Origin of the sequence: Acidibrevibacterium fodinaquatile (genome assembly GCF_003352165.1) — a bacterium.
GTDB classification, from domain to species: Bacteria; Pseudomonadota; Alphaproteobacteria; order Acetobacterales; family Acetobacteraceae; genus Acidibrevibacterium; species Acidibrevibacterium fodinaquatile.
Genome location: NZ_CP029176.1, coordinates 2,548,690 through 2,566,676, shown reverse-complemented (window position 1 = coordinate 2,566,676; position 17,987 = coordinate 2,548,690). Strand labels below are relative to the sequence as shown.

The 17,987-nt window shown below is 66.7% G+C and carries 16 protein-coding genes; 10 read left to right on the top strand and 6 right to left on the bottom strand.

Going from position 1 to position 17,987, the window contains the following annotated elements:
- Positions 1 to 25 precede the first annotated feature (25 nt).
- From DEF76_RS12225 to speE, 5 genes are all read left to right on the top strand, one after another.
- Positions 26 to 412, top strand: coding sequence for a chemotaxis response regulator CheY (locus DEF76_RS12225; RefSeq protein ID WP_114912573.1), 387 nt, complete (start codon positions 26 to 28; stop codon positions 410 to 412).
- Positions 405 to 1,055, top strand: a complete 651-nt coding sequence (locus tag DEF76_RS12220) for a protein phosphatase CheZ (protein WP_114912572.1) — start codon at positions 405 to 407, stop codon at positions 1,053 to 1,055. The genes DEF76_RS12225 and DEF76_RS12220 overlap by 8 nt, the downstream gene beginning before the upstream one ends.
- On the top strand, positions 1,055 to 4,153 hold the full coding sequence (locus tag DEF76_RS12215; RefSeq protein WP_114912571.1) for a hypothetical protein: 3,099 nt from the start codon (positions 1,055 to 1,057) through the stop codon (positions 4,151 to 4,153). The genes DEF76_RS12220 and DEF76_RS12215 overlap by 1 nt, the downstream gene beginning before the upstream one ends.
- A 124-nt stretch (positions 4,154 to 4,277) precedes the next feature.
- Complete coding sequence (gene speD / locus DEF76_RS12210; RefSeq protein WP_114912570.1) at positions 4,278 to 4,745, top strand: adenosylmethionine decarboxylase; 468 nt, start codon at positions 4,278 to 4,280, stop codon at positions 4,743 to 4,745.
- Positions 4,745 to 5,608: a polyamine aminopropyltransferase gene (gene speE, locus DEF76_RS12205; RefSeq protein WP_114912569.1), complete on the top strand. Its 864-nt coding sequence runs from the start codon at positions 4,745 to 4,747 to the stop codon at positions 5,606 to 5,608. Before speD ends, speE begins: the two co-directional genes overlap by 1 nt.
- A gap of 7 nt (positions 5,609 to 5,615) precedes the next feature.
- Here the strand turns inward: speE and DEF76_RS12200 are convergent, their stop codons facing one another.
- The 6 genes from DEF76_RS12200 to DEF76_RS12175 all read right to left on the bottom strand — a co-directional run bounded on the left by DEF76_RS12200 (position 5,616) and on the right by DEF76_RS12175 (position 13,804).
- On the bottom strand, positions 5,616 to 6,533 hold the full coding sequence (locus DEF76_RS12200) for a LysR substrate-binding domain-containing protein (RefSeq protein WP_240318998.1): 918 nt from the start codon (positions 6,531 to 6,533) through the stop codon (positions 5,616 to 5,618).
- Positions 6,505 to 7,269, bottom strand: coding sequence for a DUF2076 domain-containing protein (locus DEF76_RS12195; protein WP_114912567.1), 765 nt, complete (start codon positions 7,267 to 7,269; stop codon positions 6,505 to 6,507). The genes DEF76_RS12200 and DEF76_RS12195 overlap by 29 nt, the downstream gene beginning before the upstream one ends.
- Positions 7,270 to 7,329: 60 nt before the next feature.
- Entirely contained in the window at positions 7,330 to 7,995 is a 666-nt protein-coding gene (locus DEF76_RS12190) for a glutathione S-transferase family protein (RefSeq protein ID WP_114912566.1), read from the bottom strand.
- A gap of 17 nt (positions 7,996 to 8,012) precedes the next feature.
- Positions 8,013 to 10,682, bottom strand: a complete 2,670-nt coding sequence (ppdK, locus tag DEF76_RS12185) for a pyruvate, phosphate dikinase (RefSeq protein ID WP_114912565.1) — start codon at positions 10,680 to 10,682, stop codon at positions 8,013 to 8,015.
- 171 nt (positions 10,683 to 10,853) lie between these two features.
- Complete coding sequence (gene glyS / locus DEF76_RS12180) at positions 10,854 to 12,947, bottom strand: glycine--tRNA ligase subunit beta (protein ID WP_114912564.1); 2,094 nt, start codon at positions 12,945 to 12,947, stop codon at positions 10,854 to 10,856.
- Complete coding sequence (locus DEF76_RS12175; RefSeq protein ID WP_240318997.1) at positions 12,947 to 13,804, bottom strand: glycine--tRNA ligase subunit alpha; 858 nt, start codon at positions 13,802 to 13,804, stop codon at positions 12,947 to 12,949. Before DEF76_RS12175 ends, glyS begins: the two co-directional genes overlap by 1 nt.
- Positions 13,805 to 13,907: 103 nt before the next feature.
- On the opposite strand from DEF76_RS12175, the gene DEF76_RS12170 reads away from it, so the two are divergent.
- The 5 genes from DEF76_RS12170 to DEF76_RS12150 are packed head-to-tail and all read left to right on the top strand — an operon-like array spanning position 13,908 to position 17,943.
- Positions 13,908 to 14,342 (top strand): ketosteroid isomerase-related protein, encoded by a 435-nt coding sequence (locus DEF76_RS12170; protein WP_114913864.1) that lies wholly within the window; start codon positions 13,908 to 13,910, stop codon positions 14,340 to 14,342.
- Between the two features lie 56 nt (positions 14,343 to 14,398).
- On the top strand, positions 14,399 to 15,163 hold the full coding sequence (locus DEF76_RS12165) for a (Fe-S)-binding protein (RefSeq protein ID WP_114912562.1): 765 nt from the start codon (positions 14,399 to 14,401) through the stop codon (positions 15,161 to 15,163).
- A gap of 32 nt (positions 15,164 to 15,195) precedes the next feature.
- Complete coding sequence (locus DEF76_RS12160; protein WP_114912561.1) at positions 15,196 to 16,629, top strand: LutB/LldF family L-lactate oxidation iron-sulfur protein; 1,434 nt, start codon at positions 15,196 to 15,198, stop codon at positions 16,627 to 16,629.
- Positions 16,626 to 17,378, top strand: coding sequence for a LutC/YkgG family protein (locus tag DEF76_RS12155; RefSeq protein WP_240318996.1), 753 nt, complete (start codon positions 16,626 to 16,628; stop codon positions 17,376 to 17,378). The genes DEF76_RS12160 and DEF76_RS12155 overlap by 4 nt, the downstream gene beginning before the upstream one ends.
- Position 17,379: 1 nt before the next feature.
- The gene (locus DEF76_RS12150) at positions 17,380 to 17,943 is read left to right on the top strand and encodes a Smr/MutS family protein (protein ID WP_114913862.1); all 564 of its coding nucleotides are present in this window, start codon (positions 17,380 to 17,382) and stop codon (positions 17,941 to 17,943) included.
- The last annotated feature ends 44 nt before the right edge of the window (positions 17,944 to 17,987 follow it).

Below are 17,987 nucleotides of genomic sequence, written 5' to 3'. Positions count from 1 at the left end.
CCGCGGTTCGATGAAAGGACGAGGAATGGCGATCGACAAAGCGATGAACGTGCTCATCGTGGATGATTATAAAACCATGCTGCGCATCATCCGCAATCTTCTGAAGCAGATCGATTTCAACAATGTCGATGAGGCGACCGATGGCGCCGAGGCATTGTCGAAGCTGCGCTCAGGCAATTTTGGCTTGGTTATCAGCGATTGGAACATGCAGCCGATGACCGGCCTGCAACTGCTCCAGGAAGTGCGCGCCGATGCAAGGCTCAAGGCGATGCCGTTCATCATGGTGACCGCCGAAAGCAAGGCGGAGAACGTCGTCGCCGCGCGTCAGGCCGGGGTCTCGAATTACATCGTCAAACCCTTCAATGCCGAGACCTTGAAGGAAAAAATCGAGAAGGTGCTCGGTCATGCCTGAACATGCCGCGGAGATTTCTGCCCTGACGCTCCGTCTCGATGAATGTCGTCGCCGCTATCCGGCGAGCGATCCCGAGATGGTGGCCGACGTCGTCCGGGCCGTTCTGACGACGATGCGCGGCGATCTCAGCGCGCAGGAGACCTCGCTCTTGCATGAGATCGAGGAACTCGGCCACGTGATCGCCAACGCCAAGGCGGAAATCGAGGCGCTGCGGATGGACGATATCGGGTCCAGCCACATTCCCTCTGCGACCGACGAACTCGATGCCATCGTCGCCCATACCGCGATGGCGACGGAAGCGATTCTCGAAACCTGCGAAACCCTCGATGCCGTTGGCGAGCATCTCGATCCCGCCTATGCCGCGAAGCTTCAGGATGCCACCACACGAATCTACGAGGCTTGCAGTTTCCAGGATATCACCGGCCAGCGCATCACCAAGGTGGTGCAGACTCTAAAGCAAATCGAACGCAAAGTGATGCAGATCATCGACGCCTTCGGCGTCGGCGCTGGTGCAGCGCCGGCTGCAAACGAGGCCGCGATAGCGACCGAGTCGGTCGAAACGGCGCTCCTCAATGGTCCGCAATTGCCGAGCCTTGCCATGGATCAATCCGATATCGACCGGCTGCTCGCGAGTTTCGATTGATGCGCGCGGTCCTGCTCGCAACCTTTCTCTGCGCGCTCACACCGGCGGCGTGGGCGGTCGAGACCGCCAGTGCCCCGGTATCGGTGCCGGTGCGCATTGGCGAGCATGACGGTTTCGGGCGTGTCGTTTTCGATTTTCCCAAGCCGCCGGTATGGCATATGGAACGCCACGGCGACGAGGTGACGCTTTCTTTTGCCGCCGAGGATCAAGTGATTGCCCCCGGCGGTGCCACGCCACGCAATGTGCGCGCCATTGCCGGCGGCGCCGGCCGGGCGGTGATCCGCGTCGTCCCTGGCGCCGAACTCCGGGTTACGCGGATCGGCAATCGCCTCGCGCTTGACATTCTTTCCCCGCCACCCGCGCGGGCGTCATCCGCCGCCGCCAGCCCACCCGCCGCGGCGACGCCGGCGCCAACACATCATGCCGCCCTCAAGCGGCACTTGCCCAAGGCGATGCCGGCGCTGGTGCCGGCGCCTGCGTTGGTGCCGGCAGCGGCGACGCCGGCGCCGGTCGCGCCGAACACCGCCCCGGTCGCGGTGACCGCGACCGAAGATGTCGATGGCCTGCCCGCTGGCCCGGTTACAGAGGTGAATGCCACTGGCGAGGATGCCGGCGCTGTCGGCGACGCTGGGCCGCAGCGCAGCCTTCCCGACATCGTCGCGACCCTTCCCGGTGCGGTTGGCCCGATGGCGCTGGCCGCGATGCGGGTCGACCCGCCCGCCGAATGGGGCGGGGCCGCTATTGTGTTGCCGTTCGCGCCGGGCACTGGGGCGGCGGCGTTCCGCCGCGGCAGCGAGGCGCTGGTGGTGTTCGACGAGGTCCGCCCGGTCGATCTCGCGGGTTTGCGCGGCGATCCCTTCTTTGGCCATGCGGTGGTGCAAGAGCTTCCCGCCGGCACCTTGCTGCGCTTGCCGCTGGCGCCGGAGGCGTCGCTCGCGTTGCGGCCGAGCGGGCGCGGCTGGCTGGTGGTGGAGACGGTAAAGCCGCCGCCCCTGACCCCGATCGACCCTGCGACTGAACTCGCCGGCCAGGCGGCGCCGCAGCCCGCACCCAGCGGCGGCTTGGGCAAGGCGGAGGGTCAGAAGACGGCGCAAGCGGCCCCGGCCGCCGCGGCGCCCAACGCGTCCGGTGCAATGGATGTCACGCTGGTTGCGCATAACGCTGCCCATGTCGTGATGCTCGATGACCCGCAAACCGGCGGCAATCTCCTCGTTGGAACCCAGCGCAGCGCCGGCGAGGGGGTTGAGGTCGCGCGCCACACCCCGGAATTCGCGCTCCTTCCAAGCTGGATGGGGGTCGCGGTGGAGGCCTTTTCCGACCGCCCGGTGCTCAGGGTCAGCAAAGACGGATTTCTGCTTACCGCCGGCGGTGAGCGGCCCGGCCTCGCGGTTTCCGCGATCATGCCCGGCGCGGCGGCGTTGGCCCGGGCGATGACGCTCACCCGTCATTTCGATTTCCCCGATCTGCCAACGGCGGTGTTACAACGCCATCTTCAGGCGGCGATCGATGATGCGGCCGCGGTTCCGGCGCGCGCGCGCGGCGCCGCGCGGCGCGACGTCGCGACGACGATGATCGCGCTCGGGCTCGGGCCGGAGGCGCAAGCCGTGCTCCGCCTCGCGACGCTCGAAGATCCCGCCGCCGCGAGCGATCCCGATATGATCGGCCTTGCCGCGATCGCAGCACTCGTCGCGGAGCGTCCGGCCGAGGCGGCCGGTATCGATGACCCGCGCCAGCCGGCCAGCGACGAACTCAACCTCTGGCGCGCCGTGCGGCACGCGATGCTGGACCCGCAGAGCGAGGCGGCGGCGGCCGGTTTCGCCGCCGAAACCCGGTTGATCCTCGCCTATCCCGCCAGCTTGCGCGCGCGGCTCCTGCCGCTTGCCGCCGAGACGATGGTGCAGGGCGGCCAGGTCGCCGCCGCCGCGGCGCTGCTTGCCGACCAGAAAGGCGATCCGAGCCTGGATTTCGCCCGCGCCCTCGTCGCCGAAAAGCAAGGGGACGGCAAGGCGGCGCTGGCCCTTTATGATCGGCTCGCCAATAGTCCCGACCGCTTGGTCCATGCCCGCGCGGCACGGCGGGCGGTGGAGATGCGGCTTGCGAGCGGCGCGTTGACCCCGGCGCAGGCCGCCGAGGCCGAGGACCGGCTGCTTTATGCCTGGCGTGGCGACGGGCGCGAACTGGCGGCGCGGCTGCGCCTGGCTGCCCTTCGCCAGCAGGCCGGGCAATGGCGCCAAGAACTCGCCTTGTTGCGTGAGAGCGAGTCGCTGTTTCCCGCTGAGCGACCGGCCATCCATGCCCGCTTGCTGCAAGCCTTTGCCGATCTTCTGCAGAGCGACGGCGATAGGAGTTTGTCGCCGCTCGATCTCGTCGCCTTGGTGCAAGAAAACGGCGATCTCCTGCCTGAGGGGGCGGCCGGGGAGGGGCTGGTCGCGCGTTTCGCCGATCAATTGGCGGCGCTCGATTTGCCGGGACAGGCGGCGCAGGTGTTCGAGAAACTCATCAAAAACGCAACCAGCGCGAGCGCGCGCGCCAAATTCGGGGCCCGCCTCGCGGCGCTCCGGCTTGACGAGCATGATTATGCCGGCGCCCAGGCAGCGCTCGATGCCTCCAAAGGTGATGGGCTGTCGCCGGCGCTGCTCGCCGAGCGGGCGCGTCTCGCCGCCCGGGTTGCGGCGGGTCGCGGCAATCTCGCGCTCGCTATGTCGCTGCTTGCCGACCAGACCGGCGTTGATGCGGCGGAAACCCGTGCGAGCCTCCTCGAGGCAGCGCATGATTGGCCGGCGGCGGAAGCAGCCCTCGCCGCCTATGTCACGGTGGCAGTGCCGGCGGATGGACCGCTGTCGGACAATGGTGGGCGCATCGTGCTACGCCTCGCCAGCGCCGCGGCGCAAGCGAATGACGAGGCGAGGCTCGCGGACCTCGCGCGCACCTACGGCGATCGTTTCGCCGACGGGCCGCTTGCGCAAATGTTCCGGGTGCTAACGGGCAAGCCGGTGCAAGGGGTCGGTGATTTGCCGCAGGTGACCCAGGGGATCGCCGCCGCGCGCGCGCTTCCGGTCGCGCTCCAGGCGTTGGGCACGGGTCTGCCGACGAATTGAGCGACCTTCGCCCGAGCGCAATTTTGGCCTTGCACTGCGGGCACGCTTCGCTTATGCCCCGCCCTTCCTGGCCCAAGGGGGCAATCGCCCAACAGGCCGTCTACTGGTAGGACAGGGGTACGCGATGAACGCACTCAGCCCGCTGGGGATGGTCTCGGAGAATCCGAGCAGCAACCAGGCTTTCTCTGGCCCCGATGGGGAGCCAACCGACCCGTCGGCGAAGGACTATTTCGTCGAGCGCGACGGGCAGCGTTTCGCCGGCATGCATTTGCTGGTTGATCTCTGGGGGGCCGATAACCTCGCCGACCCGGCGCCGATCGATGCCGCCCTGCGCGAAGCCGCGCTGGCTGCGGGGGCGACCATTCTGCATAGCCATTTCCACCATTTTTCGCCCAATGGTGGGGTATCGGGCGTGGTCGTGCTGGCCGAAAGCCACATCTCCATCCATACGTGGCCGGAACGGAATTTCGCCGCCGTCGATATTTTCATGTGCGGCGCCTGTGATCCCTATCAGTCCATCGCCGTCCTCCGCGCTGCTTTCACGCCTGACCGCGTCGATCTCGACGAGCGCCGGCGCGGCCTCGTGCGCTGATGCCGAGTGAGGTCTGGGCGAACGAAACGCTGTACCCGAGTTGGGGGCAGCGTTTCGCGGTGGTTCGTGAACTCGCCCGCGTGCAAAGCGCGTTTCAGGACATCATGATCTTCGAGAGCGCGTCCCATGGGCGGGTCATGCTGCTCGATGGTGTCGTGCAGATCACCGAGGCGGACGAATTCGTCTATCAGGAAATGATCGCCCATGTGCCGCTGCTTGCGCATGGCGCGGCGCGGCGGGTGCTCATCATCGGCGCCGGCGATGGCGGGGTGTTGCGCCGGGTGCTTGCCCATCGTGGCCTCGAGCGGGCGGTGATGGTCGAGATCGATGGCGAGGTGATCCGTCTCGCCCGCGAATTCATGCCGGCGATCGCGGGCGATGCTTGGGATGACCCACGCGCTGAGATCATCGTCGGCGACGGCATCGATTACGTCAAACACGCGCCGGATGCCGCGTTCGACGTCATCATCGTCGATTCGACCGACCCGATCGGCGTCGGCGAGGTGCTGTTCACTGACGAATTCTACGCCCATTCCGCGCGGATTCTTTCGCCCCGCGGCCTGATCGTGAACCAGTGCGGCGTGCCCTTCATGCAGGCCGACGAGCTGCGCGAGACCAGCGCCCGGCGCGCCCGCTTCTTTCCTCATGTCGGCGCCTATGTCGCGGCGGTGCCGACCTATGTCGGCGGGTTCATGACCCTTGGCTTCGCCGCCAAGGTGCCGGGGCTGGACGCGGTTGCGCCGGCAGAGATCCGCGACCGCGCCGCGCGCGCCGGCATTCTCGGGACGACGCGCTATTGGACGCCGGAGATCCACACCGGGGCGTTTTCGCTCCCGCCTTATATCGCGGCGGCGCTGGCCTGACCGCGCTTTACGCCGCCGGGCGCAACCCGAGCGTTGCCGCGAGACTCTCGCGAATGAAGCCGACCAGCGGCGTGGCAAGGGCGCTTCGCCCGGCGGCATCGCCGAAAATCGCCATCTCGGCGGTGCCGAGCGGTGGCAGGCCGGGAATTTCGCGCAAATCCGGCGGCAGCGAGGAGCGGCCGAGCACGGTTATCGCAAACCCCGCTTGCGCCGCGGCGATGACCCCGAGCAGGCTCGCCGAGGTATAGACGATCTCATGCGCGAGATTGTTTTGGCTGAGCAGGGTGAGGGCGCGATCGCGGAACATGCAACCCGCCGGCAGCATGGCGAGCGGCAGCGGCCGGGCGCGCGGATCGGGGGGCGTGAAATCCTCGGCGCCGACCCAGGCGAGCGTCTCGGTCCAGATCGGCGTGCCGGCGGTTTCGCCCTCGCGCCGCTTGCCGATGGCGAGATCGAGCAGCCCCTTCTCGCAGGCGGCACGCAACTCCTGGCTGCGCCCGACCTCGACCTCGAGCCGCACCTCGGGATAGGTGCGGGCGAAGCGCGAGAGGATCGGCGCGAGGTGTTGCGGCACGAAATGATCGGCGACACCGAGGCGCAAATGCCCGCTCATCGGCGGCGTGATCAGCCGGCGCACCGCCTCGTCATTCAACGCGAGCAGGCGACGGGCATAGACCAGCAATAGCTCACCATCGCGGGTGAGCGCGATGCTGCGGCTGGTGCGGACGAAAACGCGCTTGCCGACCACCTCCTCGAGCCGCTTGATTTTGAGGCTGATCGCCGATTGCGTGAGGCCGAGCGCGTTGCCGGCGGCGGTAAAGCTGCCTTCGCCGGCCACCGCGACGAAGGAGCGGAGCAGATCGAGATCGAGATCGGGATAGCGCACGGCGGGGTGGTCAGATGTCGTCGAAAGACGTGTCGTCAAAGCTCGTATCGTCGGGCACATCGGCGGCGTCGTTGACAGCGTCGAATGAGGCGTCGTTCTGGGCGGCATCCCAGCCGGCGGAAGGCTCCGGCTGATTGGCGACACTATTCCAGGGGTTGGCCGCTTCCGGGGTGGCGCCTGGCGCCCCCATCGGCCCCGCAGACCAGGGCGAGGCGGTCGGCTCCATCATCCCGAAGCCGCCGGCCTCGGCATGGCGGGGGGATAAAAGATCCATCAGCGCATTGCCGACCACCATGCCGCCGGCGACACCGGCCGCCGTGGTTAGCGCCGAGCCGAGAAAGCCCGAGCCTTGGCGCTGAAACATCCCGGGCTGATAATTTGGCGGGTATTGCGGGGGCGGCGGCGCATAGGCCGGCTGTGGCCCCGGCGCTTGCGCCTGCCCACCGCCGAACATGCCACCGAAAAAGCCGCTTGGGCGGGATGGCGCCGCGGCCGCTTGCGCCTGCCCGCGCGCCTGTTCGAGATCGGCTTGGAGCTGGCGGATGCGGTTCTGCGCTTCGGCGAGCGCATGTTCTTGCACAAAAGCGGTCTGGGTGATGCGATAACGCGCCGCCGGATAGCGCGTGAACAACTCGGCGATCAGCGCATCGGCTTCCGGGTCGATCGGCGGCAATGCCGACGCCGTCGCCGGGACCGAGCCCGCGAAGCCGCTACTCTCAGCGCCGGCGATACGGGCGATGAAGCGGGAAATGATGTCGCGTTCTTCATTGGTCATGGCTGTCTCCCACTTCCGGGTGGCGCACTCGCTCGCATGTGGCGGCAGGTCTGCGGCAGTTCAAGCCGGGTCGGCCTCGTATTTGGCGATGCGCCAGGCCACAGGTTCGGCGGCAGCGGCCTCGTACCACGCCGCGATCAGCGGATAGGCGCGGATGGCGGCGGCGTAAGCGCGGCTGGCCGGGCCGAGCGGTGGCTCATAGCTCAGAAACCGCGCGACGACCGGCGCATACATCGCATCTGCGATCGTGAAGTGTTCACCGAACAGGAACGCGCCGCCGGCGCCGAATCGTGCCCGCGTCTCGCCCCAGATCGCCTCGATCCGCGCAATATCGGCGCGCACCTCGTCGTTTTGGCCGAACCCCGGCGCATGGCGGCCGAGATTCATCGGCAAGCTTTGCCGCAGCGCCCGGAAACCAGCATGCATCTCGGCGCTGATCGCGCGCGCATGGGCGCGGGCGATGCTGTCCTCGGGCCACAGCGCGGGTTCGATCTCGGCGCAGTATTCGGCGATCGCGAGCGACTCCCAGATCGCGTGGCCGCGATGCTCGAGATAGGGGACGAGGCCGCTCGGCGAGGCCGCCCTGATCGCCGGCGTCGCCCCGGTGCCTGAGACCGGGATCACCACCTCCTCGACCGCGAGGCCAGCGAGACGCACCGCAAGCCAGCCGCGCAGCGACCATGAGGAATAGCGCCGCGACCCGATGACAAGGCGACCCTCCGGCATTGACTGCCCCTCCCTGCTCAGGCGGTGCGATCGCCCTTGGCGCCGAGCGCCGCTTGCGCCGCCGCGAGCCGCGCGACCGGCACCCGATACGGGCTGCAGGAGACGTAATCGAGGCCGACACTCTCGCAAAACGCGATGGAGGCCGGATCGCCGCCATGCTCGCCGCAAATGCCGAGCTTGATCGCCGGCTTGACGCGCCGCCCCTTTTTCGTCGCCATGCGCACCAGCGCGCCGACCCCCTCGATATCGAGCGAAACGAACGGATCCTTCGGCAAGATGCCGCTTTCGACGTAATGGGGGAGAAATTTCCCGGCGTCATCGCGCGAGAGGCCAAAGGTGGTCTGCGTCAAATCATTGGTGCCGAAGCTGAAGAAATCGGCGCTCTCGGCGATCGCATCTGCGATCAAGGCGGCGCGCGGCAGCTCGATCATGGTGCCGATCGAGTAGGTGAGGGTGCGGCCAGCGGCGGCGAACACCTCACCCGCCACGCGCTCGATCTGAGCGCGGGTGATCTCAAGCTCGCGCCGCGTCCCGACCAGCGGGATCATGATCTCCGGCACGGGCGCGGCGCCGGTTTCCTCGGCGACCGCGAGCGCCCCCTCGAAAATCGCGCGGGCCTGCATCTCGTAGATCTCGGGATACGAAATTCCGAGGCGGCAGCCGCGATGGCCGAGCATCGGATTGGCCTCGGCGAGTTCGGCGACCCGCCGCTCCATCGCCGCGACGTCCTGGCCGAGCGCGCTCGCGACCTCGGCGATCTCCTGCGCGCCATGCGGGAGAAATTCATGAAGCGGCGGATCGAGCAGCCGGATGGTGACCGGAAGCCCCGCCATGATGCGAAAGAGGGCGACGAAATCCTGGCGTTGGAAGGGCAACAGCCTCTCCAGCGCCGCCCGCCGCCCGGCCTCGTCATGGGCCATGATCATCTGGCGCACCGCGCCGATCCGTGCCGGGTCGAAGAACATATGCTCGGTGCGGCAGAGCCCGATACCCTCGGCGCCGAATTTGCGCGCGGTTTCGGCGTCCAGCGGCGTTTCGGCATTGGCCCGCACCTTGAGCCGGCGATGGCTATCCGCCCAGCCCATCAGCACGGCGAAATCGCCCGAGAGCTGGGGCTCGATCATCGGCATGGCGCCGACGAACACCTCGCCGCTGGCGCCGTCCAGCGTGATGGTCTCGCCGGCGCGCACCATACGCCCGCCGGCCGAGAGCGTCTGCGCCCCGTAATCGACGGCGATGCCGCCGGCGCCGGCGACACAGGGCCGGCCCATCCCCCGCGCGACAACCGCCGCATGGCTGGTCATGCCGCCGCGCGTCGTCAGAATGCCACGCGCGGCGTGCATCCCGTGGATATCCTCGGGGCTGGTTTCGATGCGCACCAGAATGACCGCTTCACCCTTGGCGGCGCGGCTTTCGGCCTCGTCGGCGCTGAACACGACGGCGCCAACCGCCGCCCCCGGGCTCGCCGGCAGGCCCTTGGCGAAGACTTGGCGCGCTGCTTTCGGGTCCAGCGTCGGGTGCAGGAGCTGATCGAGGGAGGCGGGATTGACGCGGCGCACCGCCTCCTTCTCGTCGATCAATCCGTCCTGCGCCATCTCGACCGCGATCCGGAGGCTCGCCGCCGCCGTCCGCTTGCCGCTTCGCGTTTGCAGCATGTAGAGCTTGTTTTTTTCGACGGTGAATTCGATGTCCTGCATGTCCTGGTAGTGTTTTTCCAGGGTTTCGCGGACGTGCAGCAATTCCTTGTACGCCGCCGGCAGGGCGCGTTCCATACTGGTCTCGCCCGGCTTCGCTTGCGCTTCTGAGAGCGGCTGCGGCGTGCGGATGCCGGCCACCACGTCTTCGCCCTGCGCATTGACCAGGAATTCGCCGTAAAACACGTTCTCGCCGGTCGAGGGGTTGCGGGTGAAGCAGACGCCGGTTGCGCAATCATTGCCCATATTGCCGAACACCATCGCCTGCACATTCACCGCCGTGCCCCATTCGGCGGGAATGTCATGCAGCCGCCGATAGGTGATGGCGCGCGGGTTCATCCAGCTCCCGAACACCGCCCCGATCGCCCCCCAGAGCTGATCCTCGGGGTCCTGCGGGAAGGGTTTTTTCGTCTCCTCCTCGATCATGTCCTTGTAAGCGGCCACCACACGATGCCAGTCCTGCGCGGTGAGCGCGGTATCCTCGGTCGCGTCCTCGTCGAGCTTCACATGCTCGATGATTTCCTCAAACCGGTGATGATCGACGCCGAGCACGACAGAGCCATACATCTGAATGAACCGCCGATAGCTGTCCCAGGCGAAGCGGGCATCACCGGAGGCATTGGTCAGCCCCTCGACGGTTGCGTCATTGAGGCCGAGATTGAGGACGGTATCCATCATCCCCGGCATCGAAACCCGCGCCCCCGAACGCACCGAGACCAAAAGCGGCTTGTGCCGGTCACCGAATGTCCGCCCCGTCGCCTGCTCGACGCGCGCGAGTGCTGCTCGCACCTGCCCGGCCAGCGCCTCGGGATAGCGGCGGTCATTCTTGTAAAACTCCGTGCAGACCGCGGTGGTGATGGTAAAGCCCGGCGGTACCGGCAGGCCGATCGCGGCCATTTCGGCGAGATTGGCGCCCTTGCCGCCAAGCAGATCACGCATCTCGGCGCGGCCTTCATTGTGGCCGGCGCCAAAACTATACACCCACTGGGTCATGGTGCGGCCCTCCTTAGGGTTTTATGTCGTGTAGGGGAGAGAATTCTTCTTTTTCTGAAGAAAAAGAAGCAAAAAGACTTTCTTCCGTTCTCTTGGAGTAACAACGCCGCGGGCACTGCGGCAACGGATAAAAGTTTTTTGGTTCTTTTTTCAAAAAAGAACATTTTTCCCTCAGCCTTCGATGAGCGAGAAATCGGCGAAGCGGTTCATCGTATCACGGATGCGAGAAAGAAGCCTCAACCGATTGCGGCGCAAGGCGGGATCGGGGTCGTTGACGGTGACTTTCTCGAAGAAGGCATCGATCGGCGGGCGAAGAAGGGCGAGATCATGCACGATTTGGCCGAGCCAGGATTCTGACTGATACGATGCGCCCAGCCCGGCTCTTTTCTCGAAATCGACCAGAGTACGAAAGAGAGCCGGCTCCTCATCGGTTTTGAAAAGAGATTGTTTGACTTGTCCGGTGTGCGGGCCGTCTTTCCTGTCTTCGATGCGGAGAATATTGGCGGCACGACGGTACGCCACGAGCAGATTGGCGCCGTTATCGCTAGCAAGAAATCTGGTGATCAAAAAGGCACGAGCCAGCAACCGGAAGATATTATCGTCGGCAGATGCAGCGAAGACAGCGGCGAGAACGTCATGGCGTCCGCCTTCCGAGCGCAGTTGAACCCGCAGCCGCTCGACGACGAAGGTGATGATGTCATCGATGGGAACCGCGATCCCGAGACCTTGCGCGGCCTGCTCCAAGGCTTCGCGAAGAGAGAAAAACTCCAGCGCGAATTTCCGAATGATCTGAATGATGCCCAGAGCCGCACGGCGGAGGGCGTAGGGATCACCTGCGCCGGTCGGCTTTTCGCCAATCGCGAAAAAGCCGGCAAGTTGGTCGATCTTGTCGGCGAGCGCGACAGCGCGCGCGGCATAATTCATGGGGGGCACCGGATCGGAACCGCTTTTGGGCAGATAATGATCGCGGATGGCTAAGGCGATCTCATTGTGTTCGCCATCATGCCGCGCGTAATAATAGCCCATCACGCCTTGAAGTTCGGGAAATTCGCCGACCATCCCGGTGGTGAGATCGGCTTTCGCGAGCAGCCCGGCGCGTTCGGCGTACCCTTTATCTATGTTGAACGGGTCTTCTGGGGCCGAGGAATCTTTGACCATCGGCAGCAGAAGCCCAGCCAGGCGCGCGAGGCGCTGCGCGCGCTCATACTGCGTGCCGAGCTTGGCGTGGAAGGTGACGGCTTTCAGCCCTTCCACCCGGCTCTCCAGCCGCACCCGCCGGTCGAGATCATAAAAATGCCGCGCATCCGAAAGCCGCGCGCGCAGCACCCGTTCATTGCCGGCGATGATCGCAGCACCCTCATCCTCCGCCGCGATATTGGCGATGAAAGCGAAATGCGGCGCCGGCGCGCCGTCCGCATCGCGCAACGCGAAATAGCGCTGATTGACGCGCATCGAGACCTGGCGGACCTCGGGGGGAAGGTCCATGAACGCAGCATCGATCGTCCCGAGGAGGGCGACCGGCCATTCGACGAGGCCGGTCACTTCCTCGAGCAAACCTTCATCGGGGACGACGCTCAGACCCTTCGCCTGCGCGACCCTGGCGATACCGTCTTCGATCAGGCGGCGGCGCTCGGCGGGATCGGCGATGACGAAGCGTTCCCGCAACGTATTCTGCCACGCCTCGGCGCCGTGGACGGCGAAAGCGCCCGGCGCCATGAAGCGATGCCCCTCGGTCTCGTTGCCCGAGACCAGCCCGTGCCCGTCATCCTCGCCCTGGCGCAGATCGAACCGCACCACTTCGCCATCGAGCAGGGCAAGGATGCGGCGGAGCGGCCGCACCCAGGTGAACCCGCTCTTGCCGCCCCAGCGCATCGATTTCGGCCATGGAAAGCGCCAGAGCAGACCGGGCATCGCCCCGGCGATCACTTCGGCGGCGGATTGGCCGGGAATGGTCCGGCGCAGCACCCAATAATCACCCTCGGCCACCAAATCCTCGCGCACCGCGCCGTGCTTGCGAAGGAAGCCCCCGAGCGCTGCCTCCGGCGCGCTCAAACGCGGCCCACGCTCGGCGCTCTCGCGCGCCGCGACCTCGCCCCGGACCTCGACCGCGAGCGCGATCCGCCGCGGCCCCCAGAACAGCGTTGGAACACCCGGCATCAGCGGCGCCAATGCCTCGGCGATCAGGCGCGCGAGGGTCTCGGCGCCGCGCTGCTGCAGCCGCGCCGGGATTTCCTCGGAGAAGAGTTCCAGAAAAAACGCCGGCATTATGCGCCCTCGCCAGCGAGCCACGCCTCGGCGCAGCGTTTGGCGAGCGCCCGGACGCGCCCGATATAGGCGGCGCGCTCGGCAACGCTGATTACGCCGCGCGCGTCGAGCAGATTGAAAAGATGGCTCGCCTTGATGCACTGGTCATAGGCCGGCTGCGCGACCCCGGCCTCGGCGAGCCGGGCGCATTCGGCTTCCGCGTCGGCAAAATGGCGCGCCAGCATCGCGGTGTCGGCGAGTTCGAAATTATGCCGCGAATAGTCGCGCTCGGCGCGCAAAAAGACATCGCCATAGGTGACGCCGGCGCCGTTGAAGTCGAGGTCAAAAACGTTTTCGACGCCCTGGACATACATCGCAAGGCGCTCCAGCCCATAGGTCAGCTCGGCGCTGGGGAGCGCGCACCCGATCCCGCCGACCTGCTGGAAATAGGTGAACTGCGTCACCTCCATCCCGTCGCACCAAACCTCCCAGCCGAGCCCCCAGGCGCCGAGCGTCGGGCTCTCCCAATCATCTTCGACGAAGCGGATATCGTGCCGCTGAGGGTCGATCCCGAGGGCGCGATAGCTTTCGAGCAAAAGCGCCTGCGGATCGGCCGGGCTCGGCTTCAAAATCACCTGATACTGATAATAGTGCTGCAAGCGGTTCGGATTCTCGCCATAGCGCCCGTCACTCGGGCGGCGGGAGGGCTGCACATAGGCCGCCCGCCAGGGTTTTTCGCCGAGTGCCCGCAGCGTCGTCGCCGGGTGAAACGTGCCGGCGCCGACCTCCATGTCATAAGGCTGTAAAATGAGACAACCCTGCCGCGACCAGTAGTCATGCAGGCGAAGGATCAGCTCCTGAAAGCTCGGCGCGGCCATGGGCTCCATTGACGAATTGGGGGCAGGGCGTCAGATGGCGCGCACCATAGGGGCGAAGCCCGGGCCCGGCAAGGCGAGCGCCTTGCGGAAAGAAAGGACGACGATGACCGCGACGACGACCGAGCCGCTGATCCGCGAGTATTACGATGCCTTCAATCGCGGCGACCGGGCGGGTTTTCTCGCTCTCCTCGCCGAGGACGTGATCCATGACGTAAGCCAAGGCGAGCGCGAGATCGGGCGCGCTGCCTTTGCCCGCTTTCTCGAGCACATGGACCGCTGCTATCGCGAACGGATCGAGGACATCGTCGTCATGACCACGCCGGACGGGCGGCGGGCGGCGGCGGAATTCGTCGTCCACGGCACCTATCTCGCAACCGACCCCGGCGTTCCGCCCGGCACCGCGCCGGCGAGTGGCCAGCGCTACATCCTTCCCGCCGGCGCTTTCTTCGAGATCCGTGACGGCAAGGTCGCGCGCATCAGCGTTCACTATAATCTCGGCGATTGGATCGCCCAGGTGAACGCCGGCGCGACGCCATGACCGCCGGACGACGCGGCCCCTTTCGCCGGCGCCGCTCTCTCGGCTAGAGTGGCGCCATGTTGCAAGCCAGTCCGCGCGTCGCGCTGTTCGTCACCTGCCTCGTCGATCTGCATCGGCCGACGGTGGGGTTCGCCGCCATCCGCCTGCTCGAACAGGCGGGCTGCCAGGTCGAGGTGCCACGGGCTCAGACCTGCTGCGGCCAGCCGGCTTATAATTCCGGCGACCGCGAGACCGCGCGCGACCTCGCCCGTGCCATTCTCGATGCCTTTGGCGGCTATGATTACGTGGTTGTTCCCTCGGGGTCGTGCGGCGGGATGCTGCGCCATCATCTGCCGACCCTGTTCGAGGACGACCCCAATCTCCGCGCCCGCGCCGAAGCCTTGGCCGAGCGCACCCATGAGCTAGTGAGCTTTCTCACCGATGTCATGGGGTTGGATCGGGTTGCCGGCGCCTTCTCCGGCACCGTCACGTATCATGATAGCTGCTCGGGGCTCCGCGAACTCGGCATCAAGGCGCAGCCGCGCCGTCTCCTCGAAGCCCTCGGCGCGACGGTCAAGGAAATGGCTGACCCCGAGGTTTGCTGTGGCTTCGGTGGCACGTTCTGCGTCAAATACCCGGAAATCTCCACCCGCATGGTCGCCGACAAGGCCGCCGACATCGCCCAGAGCGGCGCCGAGACGCTGCTTGCCGGCGATCTCGGCTGCCTCCTCAACATGGCCGGGCGGCTGAAGCGGGAAGGGAGCGCCGTCAAGGTGCGCCACGTCGCCGAGGTTCTTGCCGGCATGACCGCTGCTGTGCCGCCGATCGGCGAAGCCGGCTGAAAAGCCAGGCGAAAAAGACAGGGAAACGCGACATGCTCTCGACCTCGCCCGCCTTCAAGGAAAATGCCCGCAAGGCGATCGCCGATGTCGGCCTGCAAAAGGCGCTGGCGCGCACTAAGCCGCAATTTCACGGCAAGCGCGCGAAAGCGGTCGCCGCCTTGCCGGAATTCGAGCAGCTGCGCGACATCGGCCGCGAGATCAAGAACCACACCCTCGCCCATCTCGATTTCTATCTCGAAACCTGGGCGGCGAATGTCGAGCGCGCCGGTGGCCAAGTGCATTGGTGCGCGACCGCCGATGAAGCCCGCGCCGCCGTTCTCGGCATTTGCGAGCGCGCCGGCGCAAAGACCGTGACCAAGGGCAAATCGATGATTTCCGAAGAACTCGGGATCAACGAGCATCTCGAGCAGCACGGCATCACCCCGATCGAAACCGATCTCGGCGAATATATCCTCCAGCTCCGCCATGAACCGCCGAGCCATATCATCGGCCCGGCCTTTCACCTCAACCGCGAGGATTGGGAGGAGAGCTTCCGCCGCTCCCACACCGATCTCCCCGCCGACCGCGTCTTTCACGAGCGCCGCGACATCCTGACCGAGGCACGCACCAAGCTCCGCGCCCGCTTCCTCGCCGCCGATGTCGGCATCACCGGCGCCAATTTCCTGATCGCCGAGACCGGTTCCTCGGTCATCGTCACCAACGAGGGCAATGGCGATCTGACCCAGACCCTGCCGCGCGTTCATATCGTGCTTGCCAGCATCGAAAAAATGGTGCCGACGCTGGAGGACGCGACCAACATGCTGCGTCTGCTGGCGCGCTCGGCGACGGGGCAGGATTTCTCGGTCTATACCACCTTCTCGACCGGTGTGCGCCGTCCGGGCGATCTCGACGGGCCGGAGGAATACCACGTCATCCTGCTCGATAATGGCCGCAGCGCCATGCTCGGCACCGAGTTCCAGGACATGCTGCGCTGCATCCGCTGCGCCGCCTGCATGAACCATTGCCCGGTCTATAACGTCGTCGGCGGCCACGCTTATGGCTGGGTCTATCCGGGGCCGATGGGGGCGGTGCTGACGCCGACCCTGATCGGCGTCGATCAGGCCGGCAATCTCCCCAACGCCTCGACCTTCTGCGGCAAATGCGAAAGCGTCTGCCCGGTGAAGATCCCGCTGCCGAAGATGATGCGCCATTGGCGCGAGCGCGAGTTCGAACGCCATCTGACGCCAAGCACGGTTCGCACCAATCTCGCGCTCTGGGGCTTTTTCGCGCGCCGCCCGGGGCTTTACCGGCTGGCAACGCGGATCGGCGCTGGCGTCCTCGGCTGGCTTGGGCGCCGGCGTGGGCGGCTTTCGCGCCTTCCTTTCGCCGGCGGCTGGACCGCCGGGCGCGATCTGCCGACGCCGGAGGGTGAGACCTTTTTCGCCCGCTATGCGAAGGAACAGCGGCGCCAGCGGGGCGCGTCGTGAGTTCTCGCGAAGCCATTCTCGGCGCCATTCGCCGCCATCTTCGCCGCGGTCCCCTGCCCGCGGATCAGGCGGCGATGCTGCGCGGGCGCCTTGACGCCCATCCCCGTCATCTCATTCCCGCCCGCTCGCGGCTTTCGCGCGCCGGCCAGGTCGCGCTCTTCATCGCTAATGTCGAGAAGGAATTCGGCAGCGTCGCCCGTCTACCCGACGCGGAGGCGGTGCCCGGCGCGATCGCCGATTATCTCGCGCAGCAGAATCTGCCCTCCGAGATCGTCATGGCGCCGCATCCCGAGTTGCAGGCGATCCCCTGGTCGGCGCGGCCGCTGCTCAAGCTCCGCGCCGGGCGCGCCGAAGCGAGCGACCTCGTCAGTCTCCAGCAGGGTTTCGCGGCCGTCGCCGAGACCGGCACGCTGATGCTGCCGGCGGCGCCGGAGCGGCCGACGACGGTCAATCTCCTCGCCGATACCGCGCTGGTTCTGCTCCGTGCGAGCCGCATCGTCGGCGCTTATGAGGAGGCGTGGGATCTGCTCCGCGCCGAGCGGACCGACCCGTTGACCGGCGGCTTCATGCCGCGCAACGTCATGCTGGTGACCGGGCCGTCGCGCTCGGCGGATATCGAGCAGACGCTGGAACTCGGCGCGCACGGGCCGCGGCGGCTGCATATCCTGCTGCTCGAAGACGACGCCGAGGCCAAATTAGCGCCGGAAAGCGCTGCCCCGCACGGCGATGGCGCGGGAGACGCCCCGTGACATGTCACGCGGGCGCGGGCTGAGCGAGGCCGATCTCGCGCTCTGGGCGGCGTTTGTCGAGACGATCCGCCCGCTTCGCGGCCGCGCGCCACCGCTGTTGCGAGAAACGCCACCGGTAATGCCATCGCCCGGGCCGCCGGCGCCGGCGGCTCCGGCGCGGATCATCCCTGAGCCTCTGCCCCGCCGCCCGCCGCCGCTCTCTTTGCTTGCGATCGGGGTCGCGCCGCCCGGGCTTGATGGCGCGACCTGGGAGCGGCTGCGCTCAGGCCGGCTCAAGCCGGCGCGGGTTTTCGATCTTCATGGCCTGACGCTGGCTGAGGCGCATCGTGTCTTGCTCGACGCCGTGGCCGCGGCGCGGGCGGAACGATGGCGCTGCATCGAGATCATCACCGGGCGTGGCAGCGGCGCCGAGGGCGGCGCGATCCGGCGCGAATTGCCGCATTGGCTGAACTTGCCGACACTTCGCCCGCTTGTGCTCGCCGCCGCTCACCCGCATCCGGCCAACCCTGGCGCGACCCGGCTTCTCCTGCGCAAATCGGCATCTCCTTCTCGTCGCGCGGTTTGATCTGGATCAAGGCCGCCCGCTCCTGTCCCCCGGAAGATGTGCCG

Excerpts from the sequence above, each read along its gene's own strand:
- DEF76_RS12160 (WP_114912561.1), top strand. The coding sequence starts at position 15,196 with ATGCTCTCGACCTCGCCCGCCTTCAAGGAAAATGCCCGCAAGGCGATC.
- speD (WP_114912570.1), top strand. The coding sequence starts at position 4,278 with ATGAACGCACTCAGCCCGCTGGGGATGGTCTCGGAGAATCCGAGCAGC.
- DEF76_RS12195 (WP_114912567.1), bottom strand. The coding sequence starts at position 7,269 with ATGACCAATGAAGAACGCGACATCATTTCCCGCTTCATCGCCCGTATC.
- DEF76_RS12170 (WP_114913864.1), top strand. The coding sequence starts at position 13,908 with ATGACCGCGACGACGACCGAGCCGCTGATCCGCGAGTATTACGATGCC.
- speE (WP_114912569.1), top strand. The coding sequence starts at position 4,745 with ATGCCGAGTGAGGTCTGGGCGAACGAAACGCTGTACCCGAGTTGGGGG.
- DEF76_RS12220 (WP_114912572.1), top strand. The coding sequence starts at position 405 with ATGCCTGAACATGCCGCGGAGATTTCTGCCCTGACGCTCCGTCTCGAT.
- DEF76_RS12150 (WP_114913862.1), top strand. The coding sequence starts at position 17,380 with ATGTCACGCGGGCGCGGGCTGAGCGAGGCCGATCTCGCGCTCTGGGCG.
- DEF76_RS12175 (WP_240318997.1), bottom strand. The coding sequence starts at position 13,804 with ATGGCCGCGCCGAGCTTTCAGGAGCTGATCCTTCGCCTGCATGACTAC.
- DEF76_RS12215 (WP_114912571.1), top strand. The coding sequence starts at position 1,055 with ATGCGCGCGGTCCTGCTCGCAACCTTTCTCTGCGCGCTCACACCGGCG.
- DEF76_RS12190 (WP_114912566.1), bottom strand. The coding sequence starts at position 7,995 with ATGCCGGAGGGTCGCCTTGTCATCGGGTCGCGGCGCTATTCCTCATGG.
- DEF76_RS12165 (WP_114912562.1), top strand. The coding sequence starts at position 14,399 with ATGTTGCAAGCCAGTCCGCGCGTCGCGCTGTTCGTCACCTGCCTCGTC.
- DEF76_RS12225 (WP_114912573.1), top strand. The coding sequence starts at position 26 with ATGGCGATCGACAAAGCGATGAACGTGCTCATCGTGGATGATTATAAA.
- ppdK (WP_114912565.1), bottom strand. The coding sequence starts at position 10,682 with ATGACCCAGTGGGTGTATAGTTTTGGCGCCGGCCACAATGAAGGCCGC.
- glyS (WP_114912564.1), bottom strand. The coding sequence starts at position 12,947 with ATGCCGGCGTTTTTTCTGGAACTCTTCTCCGAGGAAATCCCGGCGCGG.